This is a genomic window from Stenotrophomonas sp. JAI102 (assembly GCF_013409105.1).
Lineage (GTDB): Bacteria > Pseudomonadota > Gammaproteobacteria > Xanthomonadales > Xanthomonadaceae > Stenotrophomonas > Stenotrophomonas maltophilia_AA.
This window is the reverse complement of record NZ_JACCCI010000001.1, coordinates 1,006,959-1,033,433: the sequence shown is the minus strand read 5'-3', so window position 1 is coordinate 1,033,433 and position 26,475 is coordinate 1,006,959. Positions and strand designations below refer to the sequence as shown.

28 protein-coding genes are annotated in these 26,475 nt (G+C 67.6%); 7 read left to right on the top strand and 21 right to left on the bottom strand.

Annotated features, from left to right (window positions below; translation table 11 throughout):
• Positions 1-75: 75 nt before the first annotated feature.
• The 6 genes from HDC96_RS04810 to HDC96_RS04785 form a co-directional block, all read right to left on the bottom strand.
• Positions 76-831 (bottom strand): flagellar basal body rod protein FlgF, encoded by a 756-nt coding sequence (locus HDC96_RS04810; protein ID WP_179458978.1) that lies wholly within the window; start codon positions 829-831, stop codon positions 76-78.
• A 32-nt stretch (positions 832-863) separates the two neighbouring features.
• On the bottom strand, positions 864-2,087 hold the full coding sequence (gene flgE, locus HDC96_RS04805; RefSeq protein WP_179458977.1) for a flagellar hook protein FlgE: 1,224 nt from the start codon (positions 2,085-2,087) through the stop codon (positions 864-866).
• Between the two features lie 31 nt (positions 2,088-2,118).
• Positions 2,119-2,805 (bottom strand): flagellar hook capping FlgD N-terminal domain-containing protein, encoded by a 687-nt coding sequence (locus HDC96_RS04800; protein WP_176989013.1) that lies wholly within the window; start codon positions 2,803-2,805, stop codon positions 2,119-2,121.
• Between the two features lie 26 nt (positions 2,806-2,831).
• Positions 2,832-3,239 (bottom strand): flagellar basal body rod protein FlgC, encoded by a 408-nt coding sequence (flgC, locus tag HDC96_RS04795; protein WP_088435081.1) that lies wholly within the window; start codon positions 3,237-3,239, stop codon positions 2,832-2,834.
• 3 nt (positions 3,240-3,242) lie between these two features.
• Positions 3,243-3,638 carry a flagellar basal body rod protein FlgB gene (gene flgB / locus HDC96_RS04790; protein WP_176989011.1) on the bottom strand — a complete coding sequence of 132 codons (396 nt, stop codon included), beginning with the start codon at positions 3,636-3,638 and terminating at the stop codon, positions 3,243-3,245.
• A 79-nt stretch (positions 3,639-3,717) separates the two neighbouring features.
• Positions 3,718-4,662, bottom strand: a complete 945-nt coding sequence (locus HDC96_RS04785) for a chemotaxis protein (RefSeq protein ID WP_176989010.1) — start codon at positions 4,660-4,662, stop codon at positions 3,718-3,720.
• Between the two features lie 105 nt (positions 4,663-4,767).
• On the opposite strand from HDC96_RS04785, the gene flgA reads away from it, so the two are divergent.
• From flgA to HDC96_RS04765, 4 genes are all read left to right on the top strand, one after another.
• A complete protein-coding gene (flgA, locus tag HDC96_RS04780; RefSeq protein ID WP_179458976.1) occupies positions 4,768-5,415 on the top strand; it encodes a flagellar basal body P-ring formation chaperone FlgA in 648 nt (215 codons plus the stop codon).
• A 109-nt stretch (positions 5,416-5,524) separates the two neighbouring features.
• The gene (flgM, locus tag HDC96_RS04775; protein WP_179458975.1) at positions 5,525-5,827 is read left to right on the top strand and encodes a flagellar biosynthesis anti-sigma factor FlgM; all 303 of its coding nucleotides are present in this window, start codon (positions 5,525-5,527) and stop codon (positions 5,825-5,827) included.
• A gap of 2 nt (positions 5,828-5,829) precedes the next feature.
• Entirely contained in the window at positions 5,830-6,162 is a 333-nt protein-coding gene (locus HDC96_RS04770) for a flagellar protein FlgN (protein WP_172407607.1), read from the top strand.
• 85 nt (positions 6,163-6,247) lie between these two features.
• Complete coding sequence (locus HDC96_RS04765; RefSeq protein ID WP_179458974.1) at positions 6,248-7,471, top strand: ATP-binding protein; 1,224 nt, start codon at positions 6,248-6,250, stop codon at positions 7,469-7,471.
• A 144-nt stretch (positions 7,472-7,615) separates the two neighbouring features.
• Here the strand turns inward: HDC96_RS04765 and HDC96_RS04760 are convergent, their stop codons facing one another.
• Entirely contained in the window at positions 7,616-9,367 is a 1,752-nt protein-coding gene (locus HDC96_RS04760) for an EAL domain-containing protein (protein WP_179458973.1), read from the bottom strand.
• 4 nt (positions 9,368-9,371) lie between these two features.
• Entirely contained in the window at positions 9,372-11,477 is a 2,106-nt protein-coding gene (locus HDC96_RS04755) for a PAS domain S-box protein (protein WP_179458972.1), read from the bottom strand.
• Between the two features lie 150 nt (positions 11,478-11,627).
• Here HDC96_RS04755 and HDC96_RS04750 point away from each other — a divergent pair, with 150 nt between their 5' ends.
• Positions 11,628-14,411 (top strand): bifunctional diguanylate cyclase/phosphodiesterase, encoded by a 2,784-nt coding sequence (locus tag HDC96_RS04750; RefSeq protein WP_179458971.1) that lies wholly within the window; start codon positions 11,628-11,630, stop codon positions 14,409-14,411.
• An 81-nt stretch (positions 14,412-14,492) separates the two neighbouring features.
• Here HDC96_RS04750 and HDC96_RS04745 read toward each other — a convergent pair whose 3' ends face one another.
• The 7 genes from HDC96_RS04745 to HDC96_RS04715 form a co-directional block, all read right to left on the bottom strand.
• The gene (locus tag HDC96_RS04745) at positions 14,493-14,912 is read right to left on the bottom strand and encodes a crosslink repair DNA glycosylase YcaQ family protein (RefSeq protein WP_218842088.1); all 420 of its coding nucleotides are present in this window, start codon (positions 14,910-14,912) and stop codon (positions 14,493-14,495) included.
• A 66-nt stretch (positions 14,913-14,978) separates the two neighbouring features.
• A complete protein-coding gene (locus HDC96_RS04740) occupies positions 14,979-15,284 on the bottom strand; it encodes a hypothetical protein (protein WP_179458970.1) in 306 nt (101 codons plus the stop codon).
• Between the two features lie 96 nt (positions 15,285-15,380).
• Positions 15,381-16,571 (bottom strand): methyl-accepting chemotaxis protein, encoded by a 1,191-nt coding sequence (locus HDC96_RS04735; protein ID WP_179458969.1) that lies wholly within the window; start codon positions 16,569-16,571, stop codon positions 15,381-15,383.
• 133 nt (positions 16,572-16,704) lie between these two features.
• Complete coding sequence (gene hflD, locus HDC96_RS04730; protein WP_179458968.1) at positions 16,705-17,319, bottom strand: high frequency lysogenization protein HflD; 615 nt, start codon at positions 17,317-17,319, stop codon at positions 16,705-16,707.
• A complete protein-coding gene (gene mnmA, locus HDC96_RS04725; protein ID WP_179458967.1) occupies positions 17,316-18,455 on the bottom strand; it encodes a tRNA 2-thiouridine(34) synthase MnmA in 1,140 nt (379 codons plus the stop codon). The genes hflD and mnmA overlap by 4 nt, the downstream gene beginning before the upstream one ends.
• Positions 18,452-18,913: an NUDIX hydrolase gene (locus tag HDC96_RS04720; RefSeq protein ID WP_179458966.1), complete on the bottom strand. Its 462-nt coding sequence runs from the start codon at positions 18,911-18,913 to the stop codon at positions 18,452-18,454. The genes mnmA and HDC96_RS04720 overlap by 4 nt, the downstream gene beginning before the upstream one ends.
• A 1-nt stretch (position 18,914) precedes the next feature.
• Entirely contained in the window at positions 18,915-19,379 is a 465-nt protein-coding gene (locus HDC96_RS04715; protein ID WP_179458965.1) for a hypothetical protein, read from the bottom strand.
• 95 nt (positions 19,380-19,474) lie between these two features.
• Between HDC96_RS04715 and clpS the strand changes: the two genes are divergently transcribed.
• Positions 19,475-19,807, top strand: coding sequence for an ATP-dependent Clp protease adapter ClpS (gene clpS / locus HDC96_RS04710; RefSeq protein ID WP_179458964.1), 333 nt, complete (start codon positions 19,475-19,477; stop codon positions 19,805-19,807).
• 69 nt (positions 19,808-19,876) lie between these two features.
• Here clpS and HDC96_RS04705 read toward each other — a convergent pair whose 3' ends face one another.
• Entirely contained in the window at positions 19,877-20,032 is a 156-nt protein-coding gene (locus HDC96_RS04705; RefSeq protein ID WP_179458963.1) for a hypothetical protein, read from the bottom strand.
• A gap of 237 nt (positions 20,033-20,269) precedes the next feature.
• Between HDC96_RS04705 and clpA the strand changes: the two genes are divergently transcribed.
• The gene (clpA, locus tag HDC96_RS04700) at positions 20,270-22,549 is read left to right on the top strand and encodes an ATP-dependent Clp protease ATP-binding subunit ClpA (RefSeq protein ID WP_179458962.1); all 2,280 of its coding nucleotides are present in this window, start codon (positions 20,270-20,272) and stop codon (positions 22,547-22,549) included.
• Between the two features lie 78 nt (positions 22,550-22,627).
• Here the strand turns inward: clpA and HDC96_RS04695 are convergent, their stop codons facing one another.
• The 5 genes from HDC96_RS04695 to trxB all read right to left on the bottom strand — a co-directional run bounded on the left by HDC96_RS04695 (position 22,628) and on the right by trxB (position 26,475).
• Complete coding sequence (locus HDC96_RS04695) at positions 22,628-23,008, bottom strand: hypothetical protein (protein WP_179458961.1); 381 nt, start codon at positions 23,006-23,008, stop codon at positions 22,628-22,630.
• Positions 23,009-23,210: 202 nt separating this feature from the next.
• Complete coding sequence (infA, locus tag HDC96_RS04690; protein ID WP_005409596.1) at positions 23,211-23,429, bottom strand: translation initiation factor IF-1; 219 nt, start codon at positions 23,427-23,429, stop codon at positions 23,211-23,213.
• A gap of 86 nt (positions 23,430-23,515) precedes the next feature.
• On the bottom strand, positions 23,516-24,265 hold the full coding sequence (gene aat / locus HDC96_RS04685; protein WP_179458960.1) for a leucyl/phenylalanyl-tRNA--protein transferase: 750 nt from the start codon (positions 24,263-24,265) through the stop codon (positions 23,516-23,518).
• Positions 24,262-25,398, bottom strand: coding sequence for a GNAT family N-acetyltransferase (locus HDC96_RS04680; RefSeq protein ID WP_179458959.1), 1,137 nt, complete (start codon positions 25,396-25,398; stop codon positions 24,262-24,264). The genes aat and HDC96_RS04680 overlap by 4 nt, the downstream gene beginning before the upstream one ends.
• Positions 25,399-25,512: 114 nt before the next feature.
• Positions 25,513-26,475 (bottom strand): thioredoxin-disulfide reductase, encoded by a 963-nt coding sequence (trxB, locus tag HDC96_RS04675; protein WP_179458958.1) that lies wholly within the window; start codon positions 26,473-26,475, stop codon positions 25,513-25,515.

Genomic DNA, 26,475 nt, shown 5'->3' with positions numbered 1-26,475 from the left:
CGCGTGGTGCGGCCCTTGCGAAGGGCAATGCATGGCGCGTGCCACAACTGCGCCGGGATTACGTCACCGGGGCGATCAGCTGCCGAGGCGCAGCAGGCTGTTGGCGCTGCGGGCGTTGTCGTCGCCGTGCTTGATCACCTTCACCTGCATTTCGTACTGGCGCTGCAGCTGGATCATCTGCACCAGCGCACCGGCCGCATCGACGTTGCTGCCTTCCAGTTGGCCGCTTTCCAGCGACTTGCCCTGGGCCTGCACGAACGGCTGTTGCGGGTCGGTGTTGCGCATCAGCCCGTCCAGGCCACGCTCCAGCCGCGCATCCTCGGCCTGCACCACGCGGATGCGGCCAATGTTGGCCATCGTCTGCGGGCCTTCGCCGAGCGGAATGATCGAGATCGTGCCGTCGTTGCCGATGTCCATCGCCTGGTGCGGGGGGATCGCGATCGGGTTGCTGTTCTCATCCAGGACCGGATGGCCGCCGGCGGTCACCAGCTGGCCATTGGGCGTGATCGAGAGGGCCGCACCGCGGGTATAGGCCTCGCCGCCATTGGCGCCGGGCGCCTGCACGGCCAGCCAGTTGCCGGCCTGCAGGGACAGGTCCAGCGGGTTGCCGGTGATCTGCTGGGCGCCCATGCGCCGGTTGAAGCCGGCGTCCACGTGCAGGGCATCCACGCGCGAGGCGTAGCCGGTCCCCTTGATCGGGAAGGCCTCGGTGTTGGCGAGCGCCTCCTTGAAGCCGGGGGTGTCGGTGTTGGCCAGGTTGTGCGACAGCGTGCCCTGCGCCTGCAGGGACGCACGTGCACCGGTCATTGCGACGTAGAGTGCCTTGTCCATCGGTGTTTTCCCGTGTTGCGGTCAGTGGCTCATCAACGCAGGTTGATGATGGTCTGGGTGATCTGGTCCTGCGTGGAGACCATCTGCGAGTTGGCCTGGAAGTTGCGCTGGGCGGTGATCATGTTGACCAGCTGCTCGGTCAGGTCGACCGTCGAGGCTTCCAGCGAACCGGCCTGGATCTTGCCCAGGTTGGAGCTGTCCGGCGAACCGGTGCGCGGCGTGCCGGAGGCGAAGCTCTCCGTCCACAGGTTGTTGCCCTTGGCTTCCAGGCCCTGCGCGTTGTTGAAGGTGGTCAGCGCGACCTGGCCCAGCGGCTTGTCGTCGCCGTTGGAATAGCGCGCGTAGACGATGCCTTCCTCGGAGACGGTGATCTCGTTGAGCTTGCCTGCCGCGTAGCCGTCCTGCTGGGTGTTGCGCAGCGCGAACTTCTCGCCGTACTGGGTCGAGCCACTCAGGTTCAGCGACATCGACAGCACGCCGGCGCCGGTGGTCGGGGTGAACGGATCCATCACGATCTGGCCGTTGGCCGGGCTGGTCAGTGCGCCGCCGTCGGAGAACTGCAGCGTGGTCGGGGTACCGGCCGCCTTGCCGTCCACATAGTTGTAGACCTGCCACTCGTTCGGGTTTGCGGTCTTCACGAAGTAGGAGGTCTGGGTGTGGCTCACGCCCAGCGAGTCATACACGGTGATGCCGCCGGTGGAGTGGTTGTAGCTGTTGGAATCGGTGGGGTCGAAGGTGGCGACCGTCGGTTCCTTGGCGTTGGCCGGCAGGGTGAAGCTGACATCGACCTTGCCGGTCTGCTTGGGAGGGCTGTCGGTGGTCAGCAGCTGCAGGTCGGTCAGGCGGCCGGCATCGAAGTTGGTGCCGTCGGCGTTCGGGGCGAATACCTGCAGGCGCGCACCCTGCGGGTTGGTCACATAACCGGCCTGGTCGGTCTGGAAGTTGCCGGCACGCGAGTACACGCGCGCACCGTTCATGTTCAGGGTGAAGAAGCCCTCACCGGAAATGGCCATGTCCAGGCTGCGCCCGGTCTGTTCGTTGTTACCCTGCGAGAACTGCTGGGCGACGTTGGTCAGGCGCACACCGGAGCCGACCGCATTCTTGGACAGGCCGTAGCTGGTGGCCGAGAACAGGTCGGCGAACTCGGCGCGCGACTGCTTGAAGCCGGTGGTGTTGACGTTGGCGATGTTGTTCGCGGTGACGTTCAGATCGGCATTGGCTGCGTTGATGCCGGACAACGAGACGTTGAAGCCCATGGGATGCTCCTGTGGATGCGGGTGGGGCGGCTCAGCTGATGCGGAGCACGTAGTCGATCGGGGCCGTGCCCAGACCCTTGAGGTTGAGGTACAGGCCGTCCGTGCCGACCGTGACGCTCTCCACCGGGGCCTGCACGTAGGTGTTGAGCTTGGTCTTGGTGCCGGCGGTATCGGTGTGCGAGGCCGCGATGGTGTAGGTGCCTTCGGCCATGCGGTTGCCGTTGGCATCCTTGCCGTCCCAGTCGAAGGTGACTTCACCGGAGGCCTTGGCTTCCACGCTGATCTGGTTGACCTTGACGCCGTTGGCGTCGGTGATGTCCACCGTCACGAAGCCGGCGCCGGGCGCGGCGACCATGCCGGTGACATCGCCTTCCTTCTCCAGCGCGAGCTTCTCCGACGGCACCAGCACTTCGTGGCCGACCAGGGCCGCGCCGCGCAGGATCTGGTCGCTGGACATCGAATCCTGGAAGCCCTTGACCGTGTTGTTGAGGTCGGTGATGCCCTGGACCTGCGACAGCTGCGCCATCTGCGCGACCATCTGGGTGTTGTCCATCGGCTTGAGCGGGTCCTGGTGGCGCAGCTGCTCGGTCATCAGGCGCATGAAATCGGCCTGGTCCAGGGTGCTCTTCTTCTTGCTGGTATCGCTGTTGGGTGCGTTCAGGCCCAGCGCGGTGTAGATGTCGCTGCTGTTCTGGCCAACGCCGTTGGTGCTGCTCATGGGAGTGGATTCCTGCGGTAAGAGGGTCAGCGACCCATGGTCAGCGTGGCCAGCGCCAGTTCCTTGGCGGTGGTCAGCATTTCCACGCCCGCCTGGTAATTGCGCGAGGTGGAGATCAGGTTGACCATCTGCGCGACCGGGTCCACGTCAGGCTGGTAGATGTAGCCATCGGCATCGGCCAGCGGATGGCCCGGCTCGTAGCGCTGGATCGGCGCGGCATTGCTCTGGCTGATTTCCTTGACCTGCACCGTGGTGATGTTCGGGTCGGTGCGGCTGGTCACCGACTGGAAGATCGGCTCCAGCGGCTTGTACACCGCATCGGCCGAGCCGGCGACGGTGTCGGCGTTGGAGAGGTTGGAGGCGATGGTGCTCATGCGCACGGACTGCGCCTGCAGCGCGGAGCCGGCGATATCGAAGATGGGCAGGTTGCTCATGGCTTATTGCCCCGTGATCGCGGTGAGCATGGAGCGCACCTTGGATTCGACGAAGCTCAGCGAAGCGCGGTATTCCAGCGCGGCGCGGCCGTAGGCGGCACGTTCGGCATCCGGGTCGACGGTGTTGCCGTCGATGCTCGGCTGCACGCCGTCCTTGGCGATCTGGAACGGGTTCAACCCGCCGCCGATCTCATAGTGCTTCTCGCTGGTGGTCTTCATCAGACCATTGGCATCCAGCCCCTGGGCGTTGCGCAGGGCGGCATCGAAGTCCAGGTCCTGGGCCTTGTACCCGGGGGTGTCGGCGTTGCTCAGGTTGCTGGCGATCAGCTTCATCCGCTGCTCTCGCAACGGCATGGCCTGGGCATGGACACCCAGATAGTTCGAAATCAGATTGGGCATGACGCACTCCCACGGGACGATGCCTGGGGCAGTGCAAGCGGCGTGCCAGAGGGCCGGCGGGCCGGTCCGCGGCGGCGTGTTACGCCGCCATCGCGACCTTGCGCAGGCGGTCCAGCAGGAAGTCCGCCAGCTCATGCGGGGAGTACTTGGCCACGAAGGCGTTCGCCCCGACCCGCTCGACCATCGCGTTGTTGAACACGCCCGACAGGGAGGTGTGCAGCAGCACGTACAGGCCGGCCAGGCCCGGGTGACGCCGGATTTCCGTCGTCAGGGTGTAGCCATCCATCGCCGGCATCTCGATATCGGAGATCACCATGGCGTAGCGCTCGGCGGGGTTTTCGCCCGACGCGTGGATCTGCAGCAGGTGGTCCAGCGCCTGCTTGCCATCCGACAGCAGGGTCGCCCCGACCCCCAGCTGGTCGAGCACGCTGCGGATCTGCTGGCGGGCCACGCGCGAGTCGTCCACCACCAGCACCTGCATCGGCGGGGCATCGGCAGGCAGGGCCATGGAGGGGTCCAGCACCGCCTCGCCGCGGATCTCGGCGATGTCGGCCAGCACGCTTTCCACGTCGATCACCTGGATCAGCTCGCCCTGGAAGCGCGTGACGGCGGTCAGGTAGCTCGATTCAGCGCCCAGTTCCGGCGGCGGGTGGATGTCCTCCACCGCGATGTTGACGATGCGTTCCACACCGCTGACCAGGAATCCCTGGATCGAGCGGTTGAACTCGGTCACCACCAGGTAGCCCGGCGCCTTGTCGGCATCGGGCTCACGCTCGGGGTGGCCGATCGCCAGGCCCAGGTCCAGCACCGGCACCGAACGGCCACGCACATCGGCCACACCGGCGAACTGGCTGGGCAGCCCGGGCACCTGGAACAGGCCCGGACGGCGCAGGACTTCCTGCACCTTGAAGACATTCACGCCAAAAAGCTGACGTCCACCCAGCCGGAACAGCAGCAGGGCCAGACGATTGTGGCCGGCCAGTCGCGTACGCTGGTCGATGCGGTTGAGCAGGTCATGGGACATGGGCTTGATATCGGCGGCGGTGGCGATGACTTGAGCGCGGCGTGCACGCCGGTTCGGCATGCGGCTTGCATCGTGCTGCGCATGTTCCTTGCCCCTGGAGTGCCCATGCGTTCTCTTGTCTTTGCCGCGCTGCTGCTGGCGGCACCCGCCTGGGCCGCCGGTGGCTGGCAGCCGGTGGACAGCATCCGCCAAGCGGCGCTGGGCACCTTGCCGGCCGGCAGTGAAGGCGACACCACGCTGGACTCGGCCCTGCGCCTGCCGGCCTGTGGCCAGCCGCTGGCGGCCCAGCCGACCGGCACCAGCACCGTGGAGGTCAGCTGCCCCGATGCGGGCGGCTGGCGCCTGTTCGTACCGGTCAAGGTGCGCCGCAACCAGACCGTGCTCATTCTCAACCGGGGCGTGGCCGCTGGAGAAACCCTGTCGGCGGCCGATATCACGACCGGCCAGCGTGATGCGGCCCGGATCGCCGGTGCGGCATTGGCCGATCCGGCTGCCGCCGTCGGCCGGGTGGCGCGCAGGACCCTCAGCGCCGGCAGCCTGCTCTCGGCCAATGATCTGGTCGCGCAGCGGCTCGTACGCCGGGGCGACAGTGTCGCGCTGGTGTCGCGGCGGGGCGGGGTGGAGGTCCGGGTCGCCGGACGCGCCATGGCCGATGCCGGCGAGAATGAGCGGGTCTCGGTCGAGAACCTCTCCTCGCGCAAGATCGTGCAGGGCACCGTCGCGGCCAGCGGTGACGTTTTAGTGACGCGCTGAACACGAGTGTGAATACGGGCCACATTTCCCGTAAAACCTGCAATATTCCCCTAAAGATGGCGCCCGACCGGCCGTTATCCCTTGTGAACCGCATTCCCAGGACAACTCCATGAGCCAGAAAATCGACGGCAACCTGCAGGCCACCGCCCATCTGCGCAGCGTCGCTCCGGGCAACAAGCCGAGCGTCAGCACCGATGCACCGGCCCGCCCGGTGGAAGCCGCTGACAGCCTGCGCCTGACCGGCGAAGCCACCACCCTGCAGGCGATGCAGCGCGAACTGTCCACGGCCCCGGCGATCGACGCCGACCGTGTCCAGGCCGTGCGCGATTCGCTGCAGAACGGCACCTACAAGATCAACCCCGACGCGATCGCCTCGCGCATGCTTGAGCTGGACCAGCAGCTGCAGGGATGAAGCTGGCGATGAGCGAGCCGCTGCAGCGCCTCAGCGATGCCCTGGACGTCGAACGCCAGGCATTGGTCGAGCATGACGTGCAGGCCCTGATCCGCGCGACCGGCGCCAAGCTGGAGGCCCTGCGGGCCCTTGAGGCGGCCCTGCCGCTCGGCCAGGCCGAGCGCGTGCAGGAGCTGGCCGAGCGCAACCGTGCCAACGGTGTGCTGCTCTCGCGGCGCCGCCGCGAGGTCAACTGGGCGCTGCGCCAGCTGGGCCGCAGCGAAGATGCTGCGGCGTACGATGCGAAGGGCCAGTCGCACACGCTCAACACCCGGCGGCCGCTCGCGGTCGCCTGATCTCCCCCGTCTGGCGGCCCCGGGCTGCCGATGTGAACGTCACCGCGTATATTGAGCGCCTGTTTCCTGCTGCCTCGATGTGACCGTGACCGTAACCTCCGCCCTTGTCACCGCGCCGTTGCCTCCGCATCCGGTCCTGCTTGCCCTGTTTGAACGGATCAAGGAGGGCGTGCTGCTGTTCCGCGAGGATGGCAGCGTGGCCCTGGCCAATGCCGCGGTCAGCGAAATCCTCGGCCAGGACGAACGCGACGCCGAGCTGACCCCGGCGCAATGGCTGCGCCAGCTGCTGCCGCCCGACGCGCTGGAACAGGCGCGCCTCAACGGCCACTGGAACGGCAGCCTGCCGGTCGGCGAGCGGATGGTCATCGCGCATGTCTACCATCACGACGATGGCGGCCAGCGGCATTACCTGGCGCTGTTCCGGCGCATCGAAGGCCAGGAAGACTACGAGCGCGAGCTGCAGCAGCGCCATGCCGAGCTGCGCCAGGCCTACCTGCGCCTCAACGGCACCCAGGAAAAGCTGCTGCAGTCGGAGAAAATGGCCTCGATCGGCCAGCTCGCCGCCGGCGTGGCGCACGAGATCAACAACCCGATCGGCTACGTGCACTCCAACCTGGGCAGCCTGCAGGAATACCTGCGCAGCCTGTTCACCGTGATCGAAGCCTACGAGCGGGCCCTGCGTGCGCCGGACCCGAAGGCGCTGATCCCGGAAATCGACGACATCCGCCAACGCTTCGACATCGACTTCATCAGCCGCGATCTGCCGCAGCTGATGGCCGAATCGCGCGAGGGCATCGAGCGGGTGACGCGCATCGTGCGCGACCTGAAGGACTTCTCGTATTCCGGCCGCGATGAGTCGTGGAAGCTGGTCGACCTGCATGCGGGCCTGGAATCCACGATCAACATCATCTGGAACGAGCTCAAGTACAAGGTGACCCTGCACCGCGAGTTCGGCCAACTGCCGCTGGTGGAGTGCCTGCCGTCCGAGTTGAACCAGGTCTACATGAACCTGCTGCTCAACGCCGGGCATGCCATCGCCGACCGCGGCACGATCAACGTGCGCACCGGGGTGGACGGCGACACGGTATGGGTCGAGTTCGAAGATACCGGCGGCGGCATCTCGCCGGACCTGCGCCAGCGCATCTTCGATCCGTTCTTCACCACCAAGCCGGTCGGCAGCGGCACCGGGCTGGGCCTGTCGATCTCCTACAGCATCATCAACAAGCACCACGGCCGCATCGACCTGGACAGCACCCCGGGCGTGGGCTCCCGGTTCCGGCTGGTGCTGCCGATCAAGCAGCCGCGCTGATAGAAGCGGGGTAGTGCCGGCCGCTGGCCGGCTCCTCGCAACGATCAGACATGGGTAGTGCCGGCCGCTGGCCGGCTCCTCGCACGCATCGGAGATCCCCTGGAGCCGGCCGGCGGCCGGCACTACCCGGGTTGCGCGCGCCTGTCAGTCGGCGGCCGGCGCCGCTGCCACCGGGGCGGTGTTGGCACGCCGCTGTTCTTCATGCGTGCGGAACGCCTGGTGGATGTGCTTGCGCAGTTCGTCGTCGTTCCACGGCTTGGTCAGGAAGCGGTAGATCGCGCCGCGATTGATCGCGTCGGTCACCGTGTTGAGGTCGGTGTAGCCGGACAGTACCAGCCGGATCGTATCCGGATAGAGCATCTTCACCCGGCCCAGGAACTCGGTGCCGCTCATGTCGCTCATGCGCTGGTCGGACAGGATCACCTGCACGTCGTTGATCGCCAGCAGATCGAACGCATCGCGCACATTGCCCGCGGCCAGGATCCGGTACCCATCGCGACGGAACAGGCGCACCAGTGAGCGCAGCACGTTCTCTTCGTCGTCCAGCAGCAGCAGCGTCCGGTCCGGGCGCGTCTCGGCGAAGGCCTCCGGGCGCAGGTAGCGCCGGCGCAGGGTCATGCCGGCCGCATCAGCCGACATCGGTTCACCGAACAGATAGCCCTGGAACACGTCGCAGTCGTTGCGGCGCAGGAAGCCGAGCTGCGCCTGCGATTCCACGCCGTTGGCGATCACCGTCATGCCCAGCTGGTGGCCCATGGCGATGATCGCGCGCGCGATCGCGGCCTCGCGGTTGCCGGCCGGCGCGCTCTTGATGAAGCTGCGGTCGATCTTGAGCTTGTCCACCGGATAGCGGACCAGCGCGCTGAGGCTGGAATCGCCGGTACCGAAATTGTCCAGGCTCAGGCTGATGCCTTCATTGCGCAGGTTGACCAGGGTTTCGTGGACGAAGTTGACATTGTTGGTCAGCGCGCTTTCGTTGATCTCCAGCGTCAGCATCTGCGCCGGGACGCCAGCAGCCTGCATCAGCGACATCACTTCGGCGAAGAAGTTGGGCCGCAGCAGCTGCAGGGTGGAGACATTGACCGCGATGGTGAAGTCATCGAAACCCTGGTCGCGCCACAGCCTGGCCTGTTTGAGCGCGCCTTCCAGCACCCAGGTGCCGATCTGCACGATGATGCCCAGGCGTTCGGCGGTGCGCATGAAGCGCTCCGGCACCAGCATGCCGAGGGTAGGGGACTGCCAGCGCAGCAGCGCCTCCATGCCGACCACGTGGCCGTCGCGGGCACTGACCAGCGGCTGGTAGCGCAGCTTGAGCTCGCCATTGGGGATGGCGTCGACAATCTGGCGCGCGATGATGCTCTCGCTGTGCGCGCTGGAGGGCGTGTCCACGGCGTGGATGCGCACCGCATTGCCGCCTTCGCGGGCCGCCTGGTACAGCGCGTCCTCGGCATGGTCGAGCAGGCGCGACACGCCGGTGGCATGCTCCGGGCACAGGCTCACGCCCAGCTTGCCGGTCATGAACAGCGTGTACGGCAGCACCGACAGCGGCAGCTCCAGCTGCTGGCGGATCTCCTCGGCCAGGTCCTCGGGCAGCGGCATGTCGGCCGAACGCGGCACCGCCAGCAGGAATTCATCGCTGCCATGCCGCCACAGCTTGCCGCGGCCGCGCAGGTGGTGCTGCAGGCGCTGGGCGACCAGCACCAGTGCCTGGTCGCCGACCTCGGCGCTCATGTTCTCGTTGACCGAAGCAAAGTGGTCGATATCCACATGCATCAGCATCAGCGGCGTGCCGCCGGAGGCGGCCTCGGTCACCATCGCCTGCAGTTCGGGATTGCCGGCCCCCAGGCGGGGGGGGGCATCTTCGATGCTGACCAGGGGCAGAGAAGGGTTCCACATGCGCTCAGTGTTCCAGGGTGTCGTGAGCCGTCGCGCCGCTGGCGCGGTACGGCAGGTAAAGGTCGATCAGGGTACCGGCACCATGCGCCGATTCGATGCGCAGCGTGCCACCCACGCTCTGCGCGCGCTCGCGCATCACGATCAGGCCCAGCCCGCGCGGGCCATCCGGATCGAAGCCCTCGCCGTCGTCACGTACCTGCAGGTGCAGGCCGTGATCGTCGACATCGCGCAGCTGCAGGTTGACCTGGCTGGCGCGTGCGTGGCGCAGTACGTTGGTGAGGCTTTCCTGGGCGATGCGGAAGCAGGCCTGTTCGATGTCGCCGGCCGGCCGCCGCGGGAGCGACTGGATATCCGGCAGCAGCTCGATCGGCGCCGAGCGGAACAGCACGCCCGCCTGCCAGCGCAGGGCCGCTTCCAGACCCAGCGCGTCCAGCTGCGGTGGGCGCAGCAGGGTGGAGATGTCGCGCAGCTTGCCGACGGTCGCGTCGGCCAACTGGATGATCTGGGCCAGGTCCTCGTCGCGGCGGGCGGCATCCTGCTCGTCCTGCGCGGCATACGCCGACAGCTTCATCGCGGTGATCGCCTGGCCGATGTCGTCGTGCAGATCGCGCGAGATGGCCCGGCGCTCATCTTCCTGCAGCGAGAACAACCGCCCGGCCATGGCCTGCAGCTCGCGGTTGCTGGTTTCCAGCGCCTCGCGGATACGCTCGGGCTCGCTGAGGTCGCGCACGATCAGCAGCTTGCAGTTGCGCCCGCCGTAACGCACATCGCCGACCGCCAGCCCGGCCTGGAAGGCGTCGCCGTTGAAACGCCGCATGCCGATCACCTCGCCAGCCCCCGCGCTCTGCGGCGGCAACTGCGCGAACAGCTGGGCGCGCACGCGGGGCAGGTCATCGGCGGTGACCAGCGCGGCCAGTGGTTCGCCCAGCAGTGTGTTGTGGCCGTAGCCGAACTGGGTGGCCGCGCACGCGTTGGCATACAGCACGTGCTCATCGGACAGGATCACCACGCCATCGGGCAGCACCCGAACCAGCTCGCGGAATTGTTCTTCGCGCTCGCGCAGCAGGCGCCGCGACTGCTCGCGCTCGGTGACGTCCTGCAGCGTGCCGAGCACGCGCGGGCGACCGGCATCATCCTGGCCGCTCTCGGCGCGCAGGTGCACCATCAGGCCGCGCCCGTCCATCGCCAGCAGCGGCAGCAGCACATCGATCTGCACCGGCTCGCCGGAGCTCATCTCCTGCAGCAGCTGTTCGGTGAGCGCCGCCGTGGCCGGATCGGCCGGGACCAGCAGCTCGTCGAAGCGGTGCCAGCGCCGGGCGTCGGGCGGGCGCCGGCCAAGCAGGCGGTAGACCTGATTGGAGTAGCGACCCAGGCCCGTCGCCGGGTCGATTTCCCAGGCCCCGATGCGCGCCATCTCGTGCGCTTCCTCGACCCGGGCCAGGGCCTGGTCGCGACGCAGCAGGGCCTGGTCTTCGCGGGTGCGGTCGATCGCGATCAGCAGCCGCGCACGGCGGCCGCCGTAATCGATGAAGTTGCTGCGCATCTCCATGCGCCGTGTGCTGCCGTCGCTCAGGCGCAGATCGGCGGTGATCACGCACAGCTGCTCGGGGTTGGCGCGGATCTGTTCCAGCTTGGCCTCGAGCATGGCTTCGTGCCCGGGCGGCCACAGCGCGGTGATCGGCATCGCGGTGAAGGCCTCGCGGCTGAAACCGAAGAACCCTGCCGCAGCCGGATTGACGTCCAGGATCGCCAGCGATTCCAGGTCATAGACCAGGATCGGGCCGGGGTTGCCCTCGAACATCTGCCGGTGGCGCGTTTCCGAATGCTCCAGCCGCGCGTGGGTATGCAGCACGTGCTGGGCCAGCGGGCGCAGCAGCAGATAGATCAGTGCGGCGCTGGCGACCACGAAGAAGGTGCCCTTGATGGTCTGCCACTGCGCGGCCGTCTGCAGATCCCCGGCCGCCACCTTGACCGCCGCGTCGCTGCACAGGATCCAGACCAGGGCCAGGACCAGGTAGGCCACGACCACGCGCCAGCGGTCGCGGCGCAGATCGCGGGCGAGCGGGGCTTCGGCAGCGCGTTCGGAAGGGCCTGGCAGGGGGGGGGACATGGGGCAGGGCGGGGCCAATCGGACAAGGCAAGCGTCATCTTACCTGCCCCGGGTGAGGATGCAGGGCGCGAGGGAACTCAATAATCCGCATCGCCCGCCGTTAACGATTGCGTTCCCCGGTTGTCGGGTGCGTTATCGGAGTTACAGGGCGTGGACCAAGGGATTATCGCGAGTCTGCTGCAGCACCCATTGGCCTCAGCGCTGGTGATCCTCGACCGTGCCGGTCGTCCGGTCGCCGCCAACCCGGCCGCGCGCGAGCATGGCCTGCCCGCCACGATCGCTGCATACGGCGAGGTACTGGAAGACCTGCGCCTGCTCGCCGCCGACGGCGGCCTGGTGCCCTGCCAGCTTCCCGGTGGGCCCGGCGGCCGGTTCGATGGCTGGATGCGCGCCGTGCACGATCCGGATGGGCACCTGCTGGCCTTCACCCTGAGCGTGCCCGAGCCGGTCGCCGCTTACGCGGGCAGCCGCTGGGAACTGGCGCTGGACCATGCCGGGCATGGCCTGTGGGACTGGGACCTGCCCAGCGACAGCGTGCGCCGCTCACGACGCTGGGACGGCCAGCCCGTGGAAGACTCCCACGTCCGCGCCGAGGGCGTCAGCGCGCTGCTGGAGAACGTCCACCCGGATGATCAGCCGACGGTGCGCGTGGCGATGGACACGCACCTGCGCGGCGAGAGCGACGCCTATACCGCCCAGTTCCGCGCGCGCCACCCGGACGGCGGGTGGCGCTGGGTGCTGGACCGCGGCCGGGTGGTCACCCGCACCGCCGACGGGCAGCCGCTGCGCATGGTCGGCACCCATACCGACATCCAGGCCCAGAAGCAGATGGAAGCCCAGCTGCGCGAGCAGCAGGTGCACCTGCGCGAAGCCCAGCGCATCGCCAGCATGGGCAGTTGGTCCTGGGATCCGGACGCACGCCGGTTCTGGTGGTCGCCCGAGTTCCGGGCGCTGCTGGAGATGGGCGAGAATTCCATGCACGGCCGACGGCACTGGCTGCGGCAGCTGGAGCCGCAATCGCGTGGCCGGCTGCGCGGCGCCTGGCGCCGGATGTGGCGCGATGGCGCGGCGACCACGCTGGAGCTTGAGCTGGTCCGGGGCACGGGCGCGCTGCACCTGCGCGTATGGATGCAGCCGCTGATTGGCCCGGACGGGCGCATCCAGCGCCTGCTGGGCCAGGTCCAGAACATCACCGAACAACACCAGACCGACGCGCTGATCCGCTGGCGCACCGAGCTGCTCAACCGGGTCTCCGCGCTGGGCCGCATCGGCGGCTGCGAGATCGAGGTCGGCACCCGCCACATGCAGTGGACCGAGGAGTGCTACCGCATCCATGGGCTGCGCAAGGAGCCGATCAGCCTGGACCAGGCGCTGGGCCTGTACACCCAGGATTCGCGCGACGCCTTCGAGGCGGCCCTGCTGCGCATCGCCGACGGCGGATTGCCCGAGCAGTTGGACCTGTGCTTCTACCGCCAGTCCGGCCTGCGCATCTGGGTCCAGGTGCTGATCGAACTGGACAGGCGCGACGGCCTGCCGACGCGCTTCGTCGTGCTGTTCCGTGACATCACCCGCGAGCGCGAAGCCAACGAGCGCATCGAACTGCTGGCCCATTACGATCTGCTCACCGGCCTGCCCAACCGCATGCTGCTGCGCGAGCAGACCGCCGACGCCATCGAGGAAGCCCGCGATCGCGGCAGCCCGCTGGCGATGCTGTTCATCGATCTGGACGGCTTCAAGACCATCAACGACACCTTCGGCCACGCCACCGGCGATGCGCTGCTCAAGGCGGCCGCCTCGCGCCTGCACCAGAGCCTGCGCAACAACGATCTGTTCGGCCGCTTCAGTGGCGACGAGTTCATCGTCGTGCTGCGCGACCTGGCGGCACCGGAAGATGCCGGCCACGTGGCACGCAAGCTGATTGCTTCGCTGGCCGAGCCGCTGCACCGCGGCGAGAGCACGCTCAAGGTCGGCGCCAGCGTCGGCATCGCGATGCTCGACGACAGCCGCCAGGATTTCGAATCACTGCTGCGCGCCGCCGATGCGGCGATGTACGCGGCCAAGGAAGCCGGGCGCAATACCTACCAGTATTACAGCCAGGACGCGCTGGCCAAGATCCAGCGCAAGCTGGAGATCGAGCACGCGCTGCTGGGCGCGATCGAACGCGAAGAGTTCACCCTGGCCTACCAGCCGTTGCTGCATGCAGAGAACGACCAGCCCCCGGCGATCGAGGCGCTGCTGCGCTGGCATCGTCCCGGCATCGGCTACTGCAGCCCGGCCGAGTTCATTCCGATCGCCGAGAAGTGCGGCGAGATCGTGCGGATCGGCGACTGGGTGCTGGCCGAAGCCTGCCGCCAGGCCGCTGCGTGGGACGCCGCCGGCCTGAAGTTCGACCGCGTGGCGGTGAATGTCTCGGCCGTGCAGCTGCGCGACCGCGGCTTCGCCGAGCGCGTGATCGATATCTGCCACGCCCACGGCTGGCCACCGCAGCGCCTCGAGCTGGAGCTGACCGAGTCCGCCCTGATCCGCGACACCGATGTGCTGCGGCATTGCTTCGATGTCCTCGAGCGCCACGGCGTGCCGCTGGCGGTGGACGACTTCGGCACCGGCTTCTCGAACCTGCACTACCTCAACCGCTTCCCGGTCGGCCGCCTGAAGATCGACCGCAGCTTCGTGCAGGGCATGCTGCACGACGCCGGCACCGCCGAAGTCACCCAGGCGATCGTGCACCTGGGCCACGCGCTCGGCATGAAAGTCGTCGCGGAAGGCGTGGAGACCGAGCAGGAAGAGGCGATGCTGCGCCGCCAGGGCTGCGACGAAATCCAAGGCTACCTGTACTCGCGTCCGCTGGCGCCGCGCGATCTGGCGCAGTGGTTGAAGCTCGGTACCCAGACGCCCTCGCGCGAGAGCTATGTGGCGGTGACGCAAAGCGTGTGAGGATGGCCCGCGTCGCCTCCTGACGGGCCATGCGCCTGGCATGGCACTGCCGGCCAGGCGGAGGCGGCGACAAGGGTATCGCTAGCCCCGTTGAAGCGCCCTCGGCCGACCCGCGCGCTTCCTCAGGGCAGCGTCATCGAGCGTGGCACATCCATTGAACCCGGCAAAGCGCTCGAGCTCACTGGCGAGATGTGGCAGGACCTCATTCCGATCCGCGGCCGCTTCCCAGTGTGTGCTGATCACTTCGAACCGCGCTTCTCCGCGATGGGCCTTGCAGTCGACCCGCGCCACCAGCCTGTCTCCGAACAGGACAGGCAGGCAGAAGTAGCCGAACGCGCGTTTAGGGGCGGCGGTGTAGCACTCGATCCGATAGTCGAAGCCGAACAGCGCACTGAGGCGATCACGGTGGATGACCAGGTTGTCGAAGGGCGAGAGAATCGTGACCTCCTCGCGGGAGGCGGGTGCGGATTGCAGCGCAGCACTGTCGACGTACGCGTCCAGGCCCTTGAGGTCTTGCGTATCGAGGCCATTCGCGGCAGCGCGAAGCGATATCGGGTTGTCGTGCCCTTAACGCGCAGCCGCGTCCAGATCATCACCGCTCAAACCGAGGTCCCACGCCAGGCCAGCGATGGCGGGATCGATGGCGGAGGGCAGGGTGGCAACAGCGTGCGAGGGATGCCTGGCCAGCTGCGCCAGTTCCTGGCGGGCGAGCTGCTCCAGCCGTTCAATCAGGTCGCGCCCCTGCAGCGGGGTGGCCGGCACCGCCAAGGTTGCAGGCAGGGCAACGGGAACGACGCCGTCACTGCTCTGCACCGCCGGGTCCAGCTCGGCGGGGATAACGGATGCAACGGACAACACGGACGCATTCAACATCGGACCATCATCTGCAGCGAGGGCGGGGGGCAAGCGCAACGGCCCCGGGGGTACCGGGGCCGCAGGGTGTGCCGCGTGCGGCACGTTACCGCTGGATCAGAACAGTTCGACCGCGCCTGCGGCCATGCTCTGCTGGGCGACCGCCTTGTGCGGTGGGCGCTCCCACTCGGTGCGCATGTCGCGCAGGCGGGCGCCGGTGCGCTGCAGGGCGGTCACGACTTCTTCGTCGAACACGCCGCCACTGCGGTGCAGCAGTTCCTGCAGGGCCACGGCTTCGCGGTTGATCGCGGTCAGGCGATCCAGGTGGGTATGCACGCCGCCCAGGGCCTGGGTCGCGATGTCCTCGAACTGCAGGGCGCGGACCGCTTCGGCGACGCTGCTGTCGATGGCACGGCCGCAGTCGGAAATCTCGCGCATCCCATCGCCCAGCGAGGCGTTGATCTGGGCCACGTTCTCCAGCATCTGCGCCGCTTCGTGGCGCGCTTCGCGGGAACGGTCCATATCGCGGGAGGCCATGTGCGAAACCGTCTCGCGGACCTTGGCGATGGCGTCCTTGGAGCTGTGCGCCAGCTTGCGGATCTGCTCGTTGAAGGTGGTCGAGCGCTCGGACAGGTTGCGGACCTCGTCGGCAACCACCGCGAAACCACGACCGGCTTCACCGGCACGCGCTGCTTCGATGGCGGCGTTCAACGCCAGCAGGTTGGTCTGGTCGGCGATTGACTTGACGTCTTCCAGCAGCGCGAAGATGCCGTCCAGGTGCTGCGCCATCTGGTCGATGTGCTGCACGGTGTTGCTGCTCTGGCCGCTGACCTGCTCAAGCGCTTCGACCAGCTGCTCCATGCGCTGGCTGGCATGCTGGGCAAAACGGGCCACGTCCACGCCGGCACCGCCGTCTTCACCGGCACGGTCGACGATGCGGGCCAAGGCCTGGCTCTGCTGGCGCGACTTGCGGTTCATGGCATCGAAGCTGCTGCCCAGGCCGCTGACCGCGTGGCGGATCAGGTCGCGGGCACGTTCGACTTCGCCACGCGAGCCGTCGATTTCGTTGCCGACGAACGAGCGCAGCTCGGTCAGCAGCTGGTCCTGCTCGCGCAGGATGCGGGCCTGTTCAGGCGAACGCTGGGTCTGGGCGCGGGCGGACCACCAGGCAAAGCCGAGCCAGCTGAGCGTCATCGTGGTCAGGATCGCCCAACGCAGGGCGGCTGGCCACTCGAAGCCAATGGCAAAGGGAAGCAGAAGGGTCAGGACCAGGGGGGCGGCCAGGCGGATGAAGAGGCGTGAGTACATGGACGTTCTCGGGGAGGTGCACGGATGCTGTATCGGCCGTACCCCGGTTTGCTTTAGTCCTGCACCACACATTCGATCAAAAACCGCACGTTCCGGCCCCCATGTAGAGCCACCCCATGGGTGGCTGCATAGGTCAGCGCAGCTGGCGGGCGATCGCTTCCAGCATGGTCTTGCGGGAGAACAGGAAATCCCAGTACTGGCCGCCGGTCTGGCGCCAGAGCACCGCCGAACGGACCGCGGCGAGCAGCAGGGCGCGGATCTCGGCAACCACGCCGGCCTGGCCCAGATAGTGCGGGTTGCCCTGGACCATCACGCGCGGCTTGAGGTTGCTGATGGTGTCGGCGTACAGGCCGCCCAGCGCGGCGAGCACGTCGGGATGGGCGCTGTCGCCCAGCTCGCTGGCCTGCGCCTGGGCGCGCTCGATGCCGGTGCTGACCTTGGCCACGAGCGCGTGCTCACGCACGAAGCGGCGCTCCAGCTGCAGGACCGAGAGCGCCAGCCGCGGCACGTGCTCGTCCTGGCCCTGGCTGCTCAGGTAGTTGTGCAGCAGGCGCAGGCCCGGGGCGACATTGCTGGCGCTGCCGTAGATCTCCTGCGGGCTGGCCGCGTCGATGCGGAACACGCTGTCGACCGCAGTGCGGACCACGGCGGCTTCGGAGTGGCCGGTTTCGGCGATGCGGCGCACCTGCTGCAGGGCCTGGGCGATGCCGGCCAGAGCAAGAACGCGGTCGTCGACGGAAAAACTCATGCAGCAGATACCTCGAAAGGAGAAGGGGTGGCACGCAGGCGCTGTTCCAGTGGCGCATCGGTGGCGGCGATGACGGCGCCGCCAAGGCAGACCTCATCGTCATACAACACCAGCGATTGACCCGGGGTGACGGCACGCTGCGGCCGGGCAAAGCGCACCTCCAGGGTGCCATCGTCGCGCACGGTGACCGTGCACGGTTCATCCGGCTGGCGGTAGCGGGTCTGGGCGGTGCAGTCGAACCGGCGCGCGGGCGGAGCGCCGGCGATCCAGTGGGCGACTTCGGAATGCAGCCGGGTCGACTGCAGCCAGGGGCTCTCGCGGTCCTGGTCGACATACAGCACGTTGCTGGCGACATCCTTGCCCACCACGTACCACGGCGCGGCCGGCCGGCCACGCACGCCGCCGATGTTCAGGCCCTCGCGCTGGCCGAGCGTGAAGTAGAACACGCCGGGATGTTCGGCGATCAGGGCGCCATCAGGATCGCGGATCTCGCCGGTCTTCGCCGGCAGGTAACGGCCGAGGAACTCGCGGAAGTCGCGTTCGCCGATGAAGCAGATCCCGGTCGAATCCTTTTTGGCGTGGGTCGGCAGCCGCGCGTCGCGGGCGATCCGGCGCAGGTCGTTCTTCTGCAGATCGCCGATCGGGAACAGCGTGGCGGCCAGCTGTTCCTGGCCCAGCTGGTGCAGGAAGTAGCTCTGGTCCTTGCTGCGGTCGGCACCGCGCAGCAGCGCCCAGCGCCCGCCGACCTGCGCGATGCGGGCGTAATGCCCGGTCGCGATGCGCTCGGCGCCGAGCTCACGCGCGGCGTCGAGGAAATGCTTGAATTTCACTTCCCGATTGCACAGCACGTCCGGGTTGGGCGTGCGCCCGGCCGCGTACTCGGCCAGGAAGTGCTCGAACACGCCCTGCCAGTACTCGCCGGAGAAATCGCGGAAGTGGAACGGGATGCCGAGCAGGCCACAGACGGCTACGGCGTCGCGGCGGTCATCTTCGGCGCGGCAGTCGCCGCTGCCGTCGTCGGCCCAGTTCTGCATGAACAGGCCGGCCACCGGCTCGCCCTGCTGGACCAGCCGCCAGGCCGCGACCGAGGAGTCCACGCCGCCGGAGACCCCGACCATGATCCGTGGGGTGCTCATGCGACCTCCTTCACCAGCGACAGCGGATGGCGCTGGCCGGCGAGGTAGTCGGCGACCACCTGCCACACCAGCGGGCTGCGCAGGCGGGCCGGATCGGCGTTGAGCTCGGCCGGAGTCAGCCAGAGCGCGCGCAGGATCCCGGCGTCGAGGGGACGCGCGGGATCGTGCGAGAGCGCCTCGGCCGCGTAGGCAAAGCGCAGGAACGGCGTGCCGTCCGGGGCGGTCCACTGGTAGGTGCCGATGAAGGCGCTCAGGCGCACCGTCCAGCCGGTTTCCTCCAGCGTTTCGCGGACCGCGGCAGCGGCCAGGCTTTCGTCCGGCTCCAGGTGCCCAGCAGGCTGGTTCAGCACCTGGCGACCGTCGATCGCCTCCTCGACCAGCAACAGACGCCCGTCACGGACCACCACGGTGGCCACGGTGACATGGGGCGTCCAGCGCGGTTCCTGCACGGCGCTCACCTCAGTACTCGTCCTGCTCGGTCAGCTCGAGCTCCATCGCATCGGCGGTGCGGACCGCGGCATCGATCGCGTCGCTGAGCGCCTCCGGCGTGGCGTTGGCGTCGACTTTGACCACGAACATCGCCAGCTGGTCCTGCTTCACCCAGGCACCCATCTTGGCGTCCTGGGAATCTTCGAGCAGGCGGTTGGCAACGGCGGCGGGGAACTGCTTGCCCGGCGCGTTGTAGGCCGGCGACCAGATCTCACGGATCGTGTGCTTGCCGAATTCCTCGACCGTGGAGCGCACGAAGGCCAGCTGGCTGCGGCCGTCGTCCATGTCGAAGACCATCTTGTAGTCGCCGTCCTCGTCCACCTCGTAGGTGTAGTCGAGCTTGTCCAGTGCACGCCCGACGGCCTTGTCCGGCTCGGCCGCATGGGCGCCGGTGGCAGTCACGGCCAGCAGCAGTGCGGCAGCAATCCTTTTCATGAAATCCCTGTGAATGTCTGGTTGGAGAGTGCAGATTGTGAAGGGCCGCAGGGGGCGACGTCCAATCCGGGAGAGCGGGGCCCTATAATGGGGGGATGCCCCGCGAGACTTCCCACGAAACTCATCACGACCACGGCGTGCTGCTTGAGCCTGCACGTCCCGAGGTCGCGCCGCCGCCGCTGTACCAGGTGATGCTGTTGAACGACGACTACACCCCGATGGATTTCGTGGTGACCGTCCTGCAGCACTTCTTCTCCATGGACCTGGACCAGGCCACCCAGGTGATGCTCCATGTGCATACCCGCGGTCGCGGCGTGTGCGGGGTGTTCACCCGCGAGGTCGCCGAATCCAAGGTTGCCCAGGTCAACGAATTCTCGCGCATGAACCAGCATCCGCTGCTGTGCACGATGGAAAAGGCCAGCAGCTGAGGGCGCAAGCCCTTCGCGCGGGTCGGCCAGCAGCCGCTGCACCCGCGATCTGCACTGTTCCACCAGCGATCACAGCGCCCGCCAACATCCACCGCGCCCCAGACGGGGCAGCAGATCGCTGAGCCCCTGAAGCGGGGGCACCGCCCGCGCGGCGCCGTCGCCGTCCCACCCGTCCAGCAGCAGGTGGCCGTTGGGTTCTTCGGCATGCGTGCTCATCTTCAACATCGCCGGGGTGCCATGGGGCAGGCGTACCGGCCAGCGCCTGCCCCGCGGGTCTCGATGACATCGCCGTCACGGTGGAGCTGCCATTTCGTGGCCGGAAGTTCGTGCATGATGGAGGCTCGTCCACTAGAGGGCGCGATCGGCGGAGTGCTAACGCCGTATGAACGCACTGATCCGCTAGGGTGATGGAAATCGTGATGGTTGGCCGCATATTGTTCCCAACAGCCGCCGGAGTTAATCATGTTCAGTAAAGACCTCGAACACACCATCGGACAGTGCTACAAGCGCGCCCGTGAGGCCCGGCATGAATTCATGACGGTGGAACACCTGCTGCTGGCCCTGCTCGACAATCCGTCCGCCCAGGCTGTCCTGAAGGCCTGCGGCGCGGATGCCGAGCGCCTGCGCCAGGAACTGGAACAGGCCATCGAGGCCTCGGTCTCCCGCCTGGCCGAAGATGACGGGCGCGATACCCAGCCGACCCTGGGCTTCCAGCGCGTGCTGCAGCGCGCGGTGTACCACGTGCAGTCCTCGGGCAAGAAGGAGGTCACCGGCGCCAATGTGCTGGTGGCGATCTTCGGCGAGAAGGACTCGCATGCGGTGTATTACCTCAACCAGCAGGATGTGACCCGGCTGGATATCGTCAACTACCTCTCCCATGGCATCGCCAAGCTGGGCGAGGAGGGCGAAGTGCCGCCTGCCGCCGATGGCGAGGGCCGCGCCGAGGGCGCCGAAGGCGAGGGCAAGGGCGATGCGCTGGCCGAGTTCGCCAGCAACCTCAACGAGCAGGCCCGCAACGGCAAGATCGACCCGCTGGTCGGTCGCGCCGATGAGATCGAGCGGACCATCCAGGTCCTGTGCCGCCGCCGCAAGAACAACCCGCTGTACGTGGGCGAGGCTGGCGTGGGCAAGACCGCGATCGCCGAAGGCCTGGCCAAGCGCATCGTGGAAGGCTCGGTACCGGACGTGCTCGCCGATGCGGTGATCTACTCGCTGGACCTGGGCGCCCTGGTCGCCGGGACCAAGTACCGCGGCGATTTCGAAAAGCGCCTGAAGGGCGTGTTGACCGCGATGAAGAAGCTGCCGAACGCGGTGCTGTTCATCGATGAGATCCACACCATCATCGGCGCCGGCTCGGCCTCGGGCGGCACCATGGATGCCTCCAACCTGATCAAGCCGGCCCTGGCCTCCGGCGAGCTGCGCTGCATCGGCTCGACCACCTTCCAGGAATACCGCGGCATCTTCGAGAAGGATCGGGCCCTGGCCCGGCGCTTCCAGAAGATCGACATCGTGGAACCCACCGTGGGCGAGACCTACGAAATCCTGCAGGGCCTCAAGCCCAAGTACGAAGCGCACCACGGCGTGACCTACGCCGATGACGCGCTGCAGGCCGCGGTGGATCTGTCGGTCAAGCACATCAACGACCGCCTGCTGCCGGACAAGGCGATCGATGTGATCGACGAAGCCGGTGCCCGCCAGCGCCTGCTGCCGGACGGTGAGCGCAAGGAACTGATCGACATCGAGGAGATCGAGACCATCGTCGCCAAGATGGCGCGGATTCCGGCCAAGCAGGTCAGCGCGACCGACAAGGACGTGCTCCAGCACCTGGAGCGCAACCTGAAGATGGTGATCTTCGGCCAGGACCCGGCCATCGAGACGCTGTCCTCGGCGATCAAGCTGGCCCGCTCGGGGCTGGCCAATCCGGAGAAGCCGATCGGCAACTTCCTGTTCTCCGGCCCGACCGGCGTCGGCAAGACCGAGGTCACCAAGCAGCTCGCGCTGCAGTTGGGCATCGAGCTGGTCCGCTTCGACATGAGCGAGTACATGGAATCGCATTCGATCAGCCGCCTGATCGGTGCGCCTCCGGGCTATGTCGGCTTCGACCAGGGCGGCCTGCTGACCGAGAAGATCGTCAAGACCCCGCACTGCGTGCTGCTGCTGGACGAGGTGGAGAAAGCCCACCCGGACATCTTCAACATCCTGCTGCAGGTCATGGACCGCGGTGTGCTGACCGACACCAACGGCCGTGAGGCGAACTTCAAGAACGTGGTACTGGTGATGACGACCAACGCCGGCGCGGCGCAGGCCTCGCGGCGGTCGATCGGCTTCACCCGACAGGACCATGCCACCGACGCGATGGAAGTGATCCGCAAGAGCTTCACGCCGGAGTTCCGCAACCGTCTGGATGCGATCGTGCAGTTCCAGGCGCTGGGCTTCGAGCATATCCTGCGCGTCGTGGACAAGTTCCTGATCGAGCTGGAAATGCTGCTGCAGGAAAAGCACGTCAGCCTGTCGGCCACGCCGACCGCGCGCGACTGGCTGGCCCACCATGGCTTCGACCCGCTGATGGGGGCTCGCCCGATGGCCCGCGTGATCCAGCACAAGATCAAGCGTCCGCTGGCCGATGAGCTGCTGTTCGGCAAGCTGGTCAACGGCGGCCGGGTCAGCATCGATGTGCGCGACGACCAGCTGTTCGTCGAGACCGAGGCCGAGCCGGAGCGCCTGTTGCCGGCCACCGTGTAATCGCGCGGCCGAACCTGTCGAGGGAACAAAGAAGAGCCCCCGCAAGGGGGCTTTTCTGTGCGCGGACCGGGTGCCTGCTCAGCGGCGGGCGCGGGCCTTGCGATTGAACTGTTCTGCAGTGAGGGGCTCGACCGCGGCAACATCACAGCTCTGGCTGTTGGTGTGCAGCTTGCTCACGCCGCCACCGCACAGCTGGCCGTCCTGGCCCGGGGTGGCGAAGTCGAGCTTGGGGGACATGGCGGCGCTACTGCAGGAGCGGGCAAAACGGACCAGATAGTGCTGGTCGCCGCTGCGCAGCAGTACATCGCGGTCGGCCCGGTTGCGCACTACCTGCTTGTCCGGGGACAGGGTGATGCAGTCGGCCGGCGCGGCCGGTTCGGCGGCCTGGACGGACGCGGCGGCGGCAAGGCAGGTGGCGAGCAGGAACAGGGAGGTCGGGCGCTTCATGGCGGGGGACATCGGGTCGGGATCCGGATTGGATCGAGAGCCAGAGTGGACCGTTGCGTGCCAGGGCGAATCTGCAGCAAGGCATCCTGACCGACGTCAGGGTGCACTGGGTCAGGGTGCCGCATGGCAGGGTGGGGCCTGCCGCACTGAAGGACGCCCACGCGAAAAGGCCAGCACCTGGCTGGCCTTCTGGCGGGAACAACCCCCGGACCGCTTACTTCATGCGGTAGGTGATGCGACCCTTGGTCAGGTCGTACGGGGTCATTTCGACCTTGACGCGGTCGCCCGTCAGGATGCGGATGTAGTTCTTGCGCATGCGGCCGGAGATGTGGGCGATGATTTCATGCCCATTTTCCAGTCGTACGCGGAAAGTGGTGTTCGGCAGCGTCTCGCTGACGGTGCCCTCGAACTCGATGGAGTCGTCTTTCGACATGTAGTCCTGTGCAGTTCTGTAACCGGCCGAGCTGGCCTGAAGAGCGGGCATTTTACGCGCGTCGGGCGTTTGATGCAAAGTTTTGGTTAAGGCGCGCCAGGATCGGCCAGGGCGGCGGCGGCCAGCGTACCGAACAGATCGCTCCAATCGCCTGCGGCAGCTGGCTGTTGGACCTGTTCACGCACCAACGCGAGGAAGCGTTGCCGCGGCCAGTGCTCGGCGCCCATGCGCAGCAGGTGGGCGTTTTCCACCTGCGCATCGATCAGCGGCCAGCCCCAGCCGGCCAGCCGATGGGCCAGGCCGGCCAGGGCAACCTTGGAGCCGCCGGATGCCGCACTGAACATGCTTTCCCCGAAGAACATCCGCCCGATCGCCACCCCGTAGATGCCGCCGACCAGCCGCGCGTCGTCGAACACCTCCACCGAGTGCGCGAAGCCGAGCCGGTGCAGGTGGACATAGGCATCGCGCATGTCCTCGGTGATCCAGGTGCCGTCCTGGCCCGGGCGCGGGCTCACCGCGCAGGCATCGATCACCTGCTCGAAACAGGTATCGGCCCGCAGCGTCCACGTGCTCTGCCGCAACGAGCGGCGGAAGCGGCTGGACAGGTGCACGGCGTCAGTGCGGAACACCATGCGCGGGTCCGGCGACCACCACAACAGCGGCTGGCCCTCGGAGAACCACGGGAAGATGCCGCCCGCGTATGCATTGAGCAGCCGCACCGGCGAGAGATCGCCGCCGAGCGCGAGCAGGCCGTCGGGATCGCGCAGCGCGGTCTCCGCGGGCGGGAACGGGGCGTCGGATGCGTCGTCCAGGCGCCAGGGCAACCGTCGGCTCATGCCGGGTCGACCTTGTCGGCCTTGAACGGGGTATGCGCAGCCAGCGCACGGGCATAGTGGGCGACCTCGGCGCGTTCCTGCGCGCACCACGCCACCAAGGCTTCGGCAAAGGCCGGTTCTGCGATCCAGTGGCGGCTGCGCACCGTGTGCGGCAGGAAGCCGCGGGCCAGCTTGTGCTCGCCCTGAGCGCCGGGTTCGAAGCGGGCCAGGCCTTCGCGCAGGCAGTAGGCGATCCCTTGGTAATAACAGGTCTCGAAGTGCAGCCCGGGCAGGGTGGCGCCGCCCCAGTAGCGGCCGTACAACGTATCCGCGCCACGCAGGCACAGCGCACCGGCCACCGGCTCGCCGTCGAGCAGGGCCAGAAAGATCACCAGCGCGCGCGGCATCGTGCGGGCGAGATGCTGGAGGAACGGCAGCGTCAGTGCGGGCGAGTTGCCGTACTCGGCAAAGGTCTGCAGGTAGAAGCCGTGCATGGCACGCAGGTCGGCTTCGGTGGCCTCATCGCCCTGCACGATGCGATACGTGACGCCGCTGCGCGCGAGCTTGGTGCGCTCCTGGCGGATGTTCTTGCGGTGCTTGTGATCCATCGCGCCGAGGAAGTCGTCGAAGGTCTGCCAGCCACCGGGGTTGTGCCACTGGAACTGGATGTCCTCGCGCAGCAGCCAGTCCGGGCTGAAGCTGGCGTCCTCGTCGGCAGGATGGAAGTTGACGTGGGCCGAGGACCAGCCCAGGCGCGCCACTTCGCCCGCCAGCAGTGCCAGCAGGGCGCGCCTGTCTTCGGTGGTGCGCGCAAGCACGCGGGGGCCGGTCACCGGCGAGTACGGCACCGCGCCCAGCCACTTGGGGAAGTAGTCCAGACCGTGCTGGGCATAGGCGTGGGCCCAGGCGTGATCGAACACGAACTCGCCGTGCGAGTTGTCCTTGAGGTAGCCGGGGATCGCTGCCAGCAGGGTGTCACCCTCCCACAGGGTGAAGTGGCGCGGCCGCCAGCCCCATTCCGGGCGCAGGCAGCCGTGTTCTTCAAGGCCGGCGAGGAAGGCGTGCGACAGGAACGGGTTGCGTCCGTCGTGCAGGGCGTCCCAGGCAGCGGCGGGGACATCGGAGAGACGGTGCAGGAAACGTGGATCGGGCATGGACAGAGGATAGAGCAGCCGGGGCGGGCGCAGCGCGCAGGGACGGTGCCGCCCAGCAAAAAGGCCGGTGAATGATTCACCGGCCTTAGTGTGCTGCGCGGGACGCGCGTCGGATCAGCTTGCCTGGCCCTTGGCATCCAGGTAGCGCTCGGCATCCAGCGCGGCCATGCAGCCGAAGCCAGCCGAGGTGATCGCTTGGCGATAGTGCTGGTCGGCCACGTCGCCGGCGGCGAACACGCCTTCCACCGAGGTCTGGGTGGCGTTGCCGCCCAGACCCGAACGGATGTCCAGGTAGCCGTTGTTCATGGTCAGCTGGCCATCGAACAGGCTGGTGTTGGGGTGGTGGCCGATCGCCACGAAGAAGCCGTGGGCCTCGATGTCGCGGGTGCTGCCGTCCAGGGTGGACTTCACGCGCACGCCGGTCACGCCCGCCTCGTTGCCCAGCACTTCCTCGACCTGGTGGTGCCACACGGTCTCGATCTTGCCGGCGTCGACCTTGGCGAACAGCTTGTCCTGCATGATCTTTTCCGCCTTGAGGGTGTCGCGGCGGTGGACCAGGTAGACCTTGCGGGCGATGTTGGACAGGTACAGGGCCTCTTCCACGGCGGTGTTGCCGCCGCCGACCACGACCACGTCCTGGTCCCGGTAGAAGAAACCATCGCAGGTGGCGCAGGCCGACACGCCGCGGCCCTTGAAGGCCTCTTCGCTGGGGATGCCCAGGTACTTGGCGGTGGCGCCGGTGGCGATGATCAGGGCGTCGCAGGTGTATTCGGCGCTGTCACCGATCAGCTTGAACGGACGCTGGGAGACATCGGCGGTGTGGATGTGATCGAAGATCACCTCGGTCTCGAAGCGCTCGGCGTGCGCCTGCATGCGGGTCATCAGGTCCGGGCCCATCAGGCCGTGCGCATCTCCAGGCCAGTTGTCCACCTCGGTGGTGGTCATCAGCTGGCCGCCCTGCTGCAGGCCGGTGATCACGACGGGCTTGAGGTTGGCGCGCGCGGCGTAGACGGCGGCGGTCCAGCCGGCCGGGCCGGAACCAAGGATCAACAGGCGGGAGTGCTTGGAGTTGCTCAT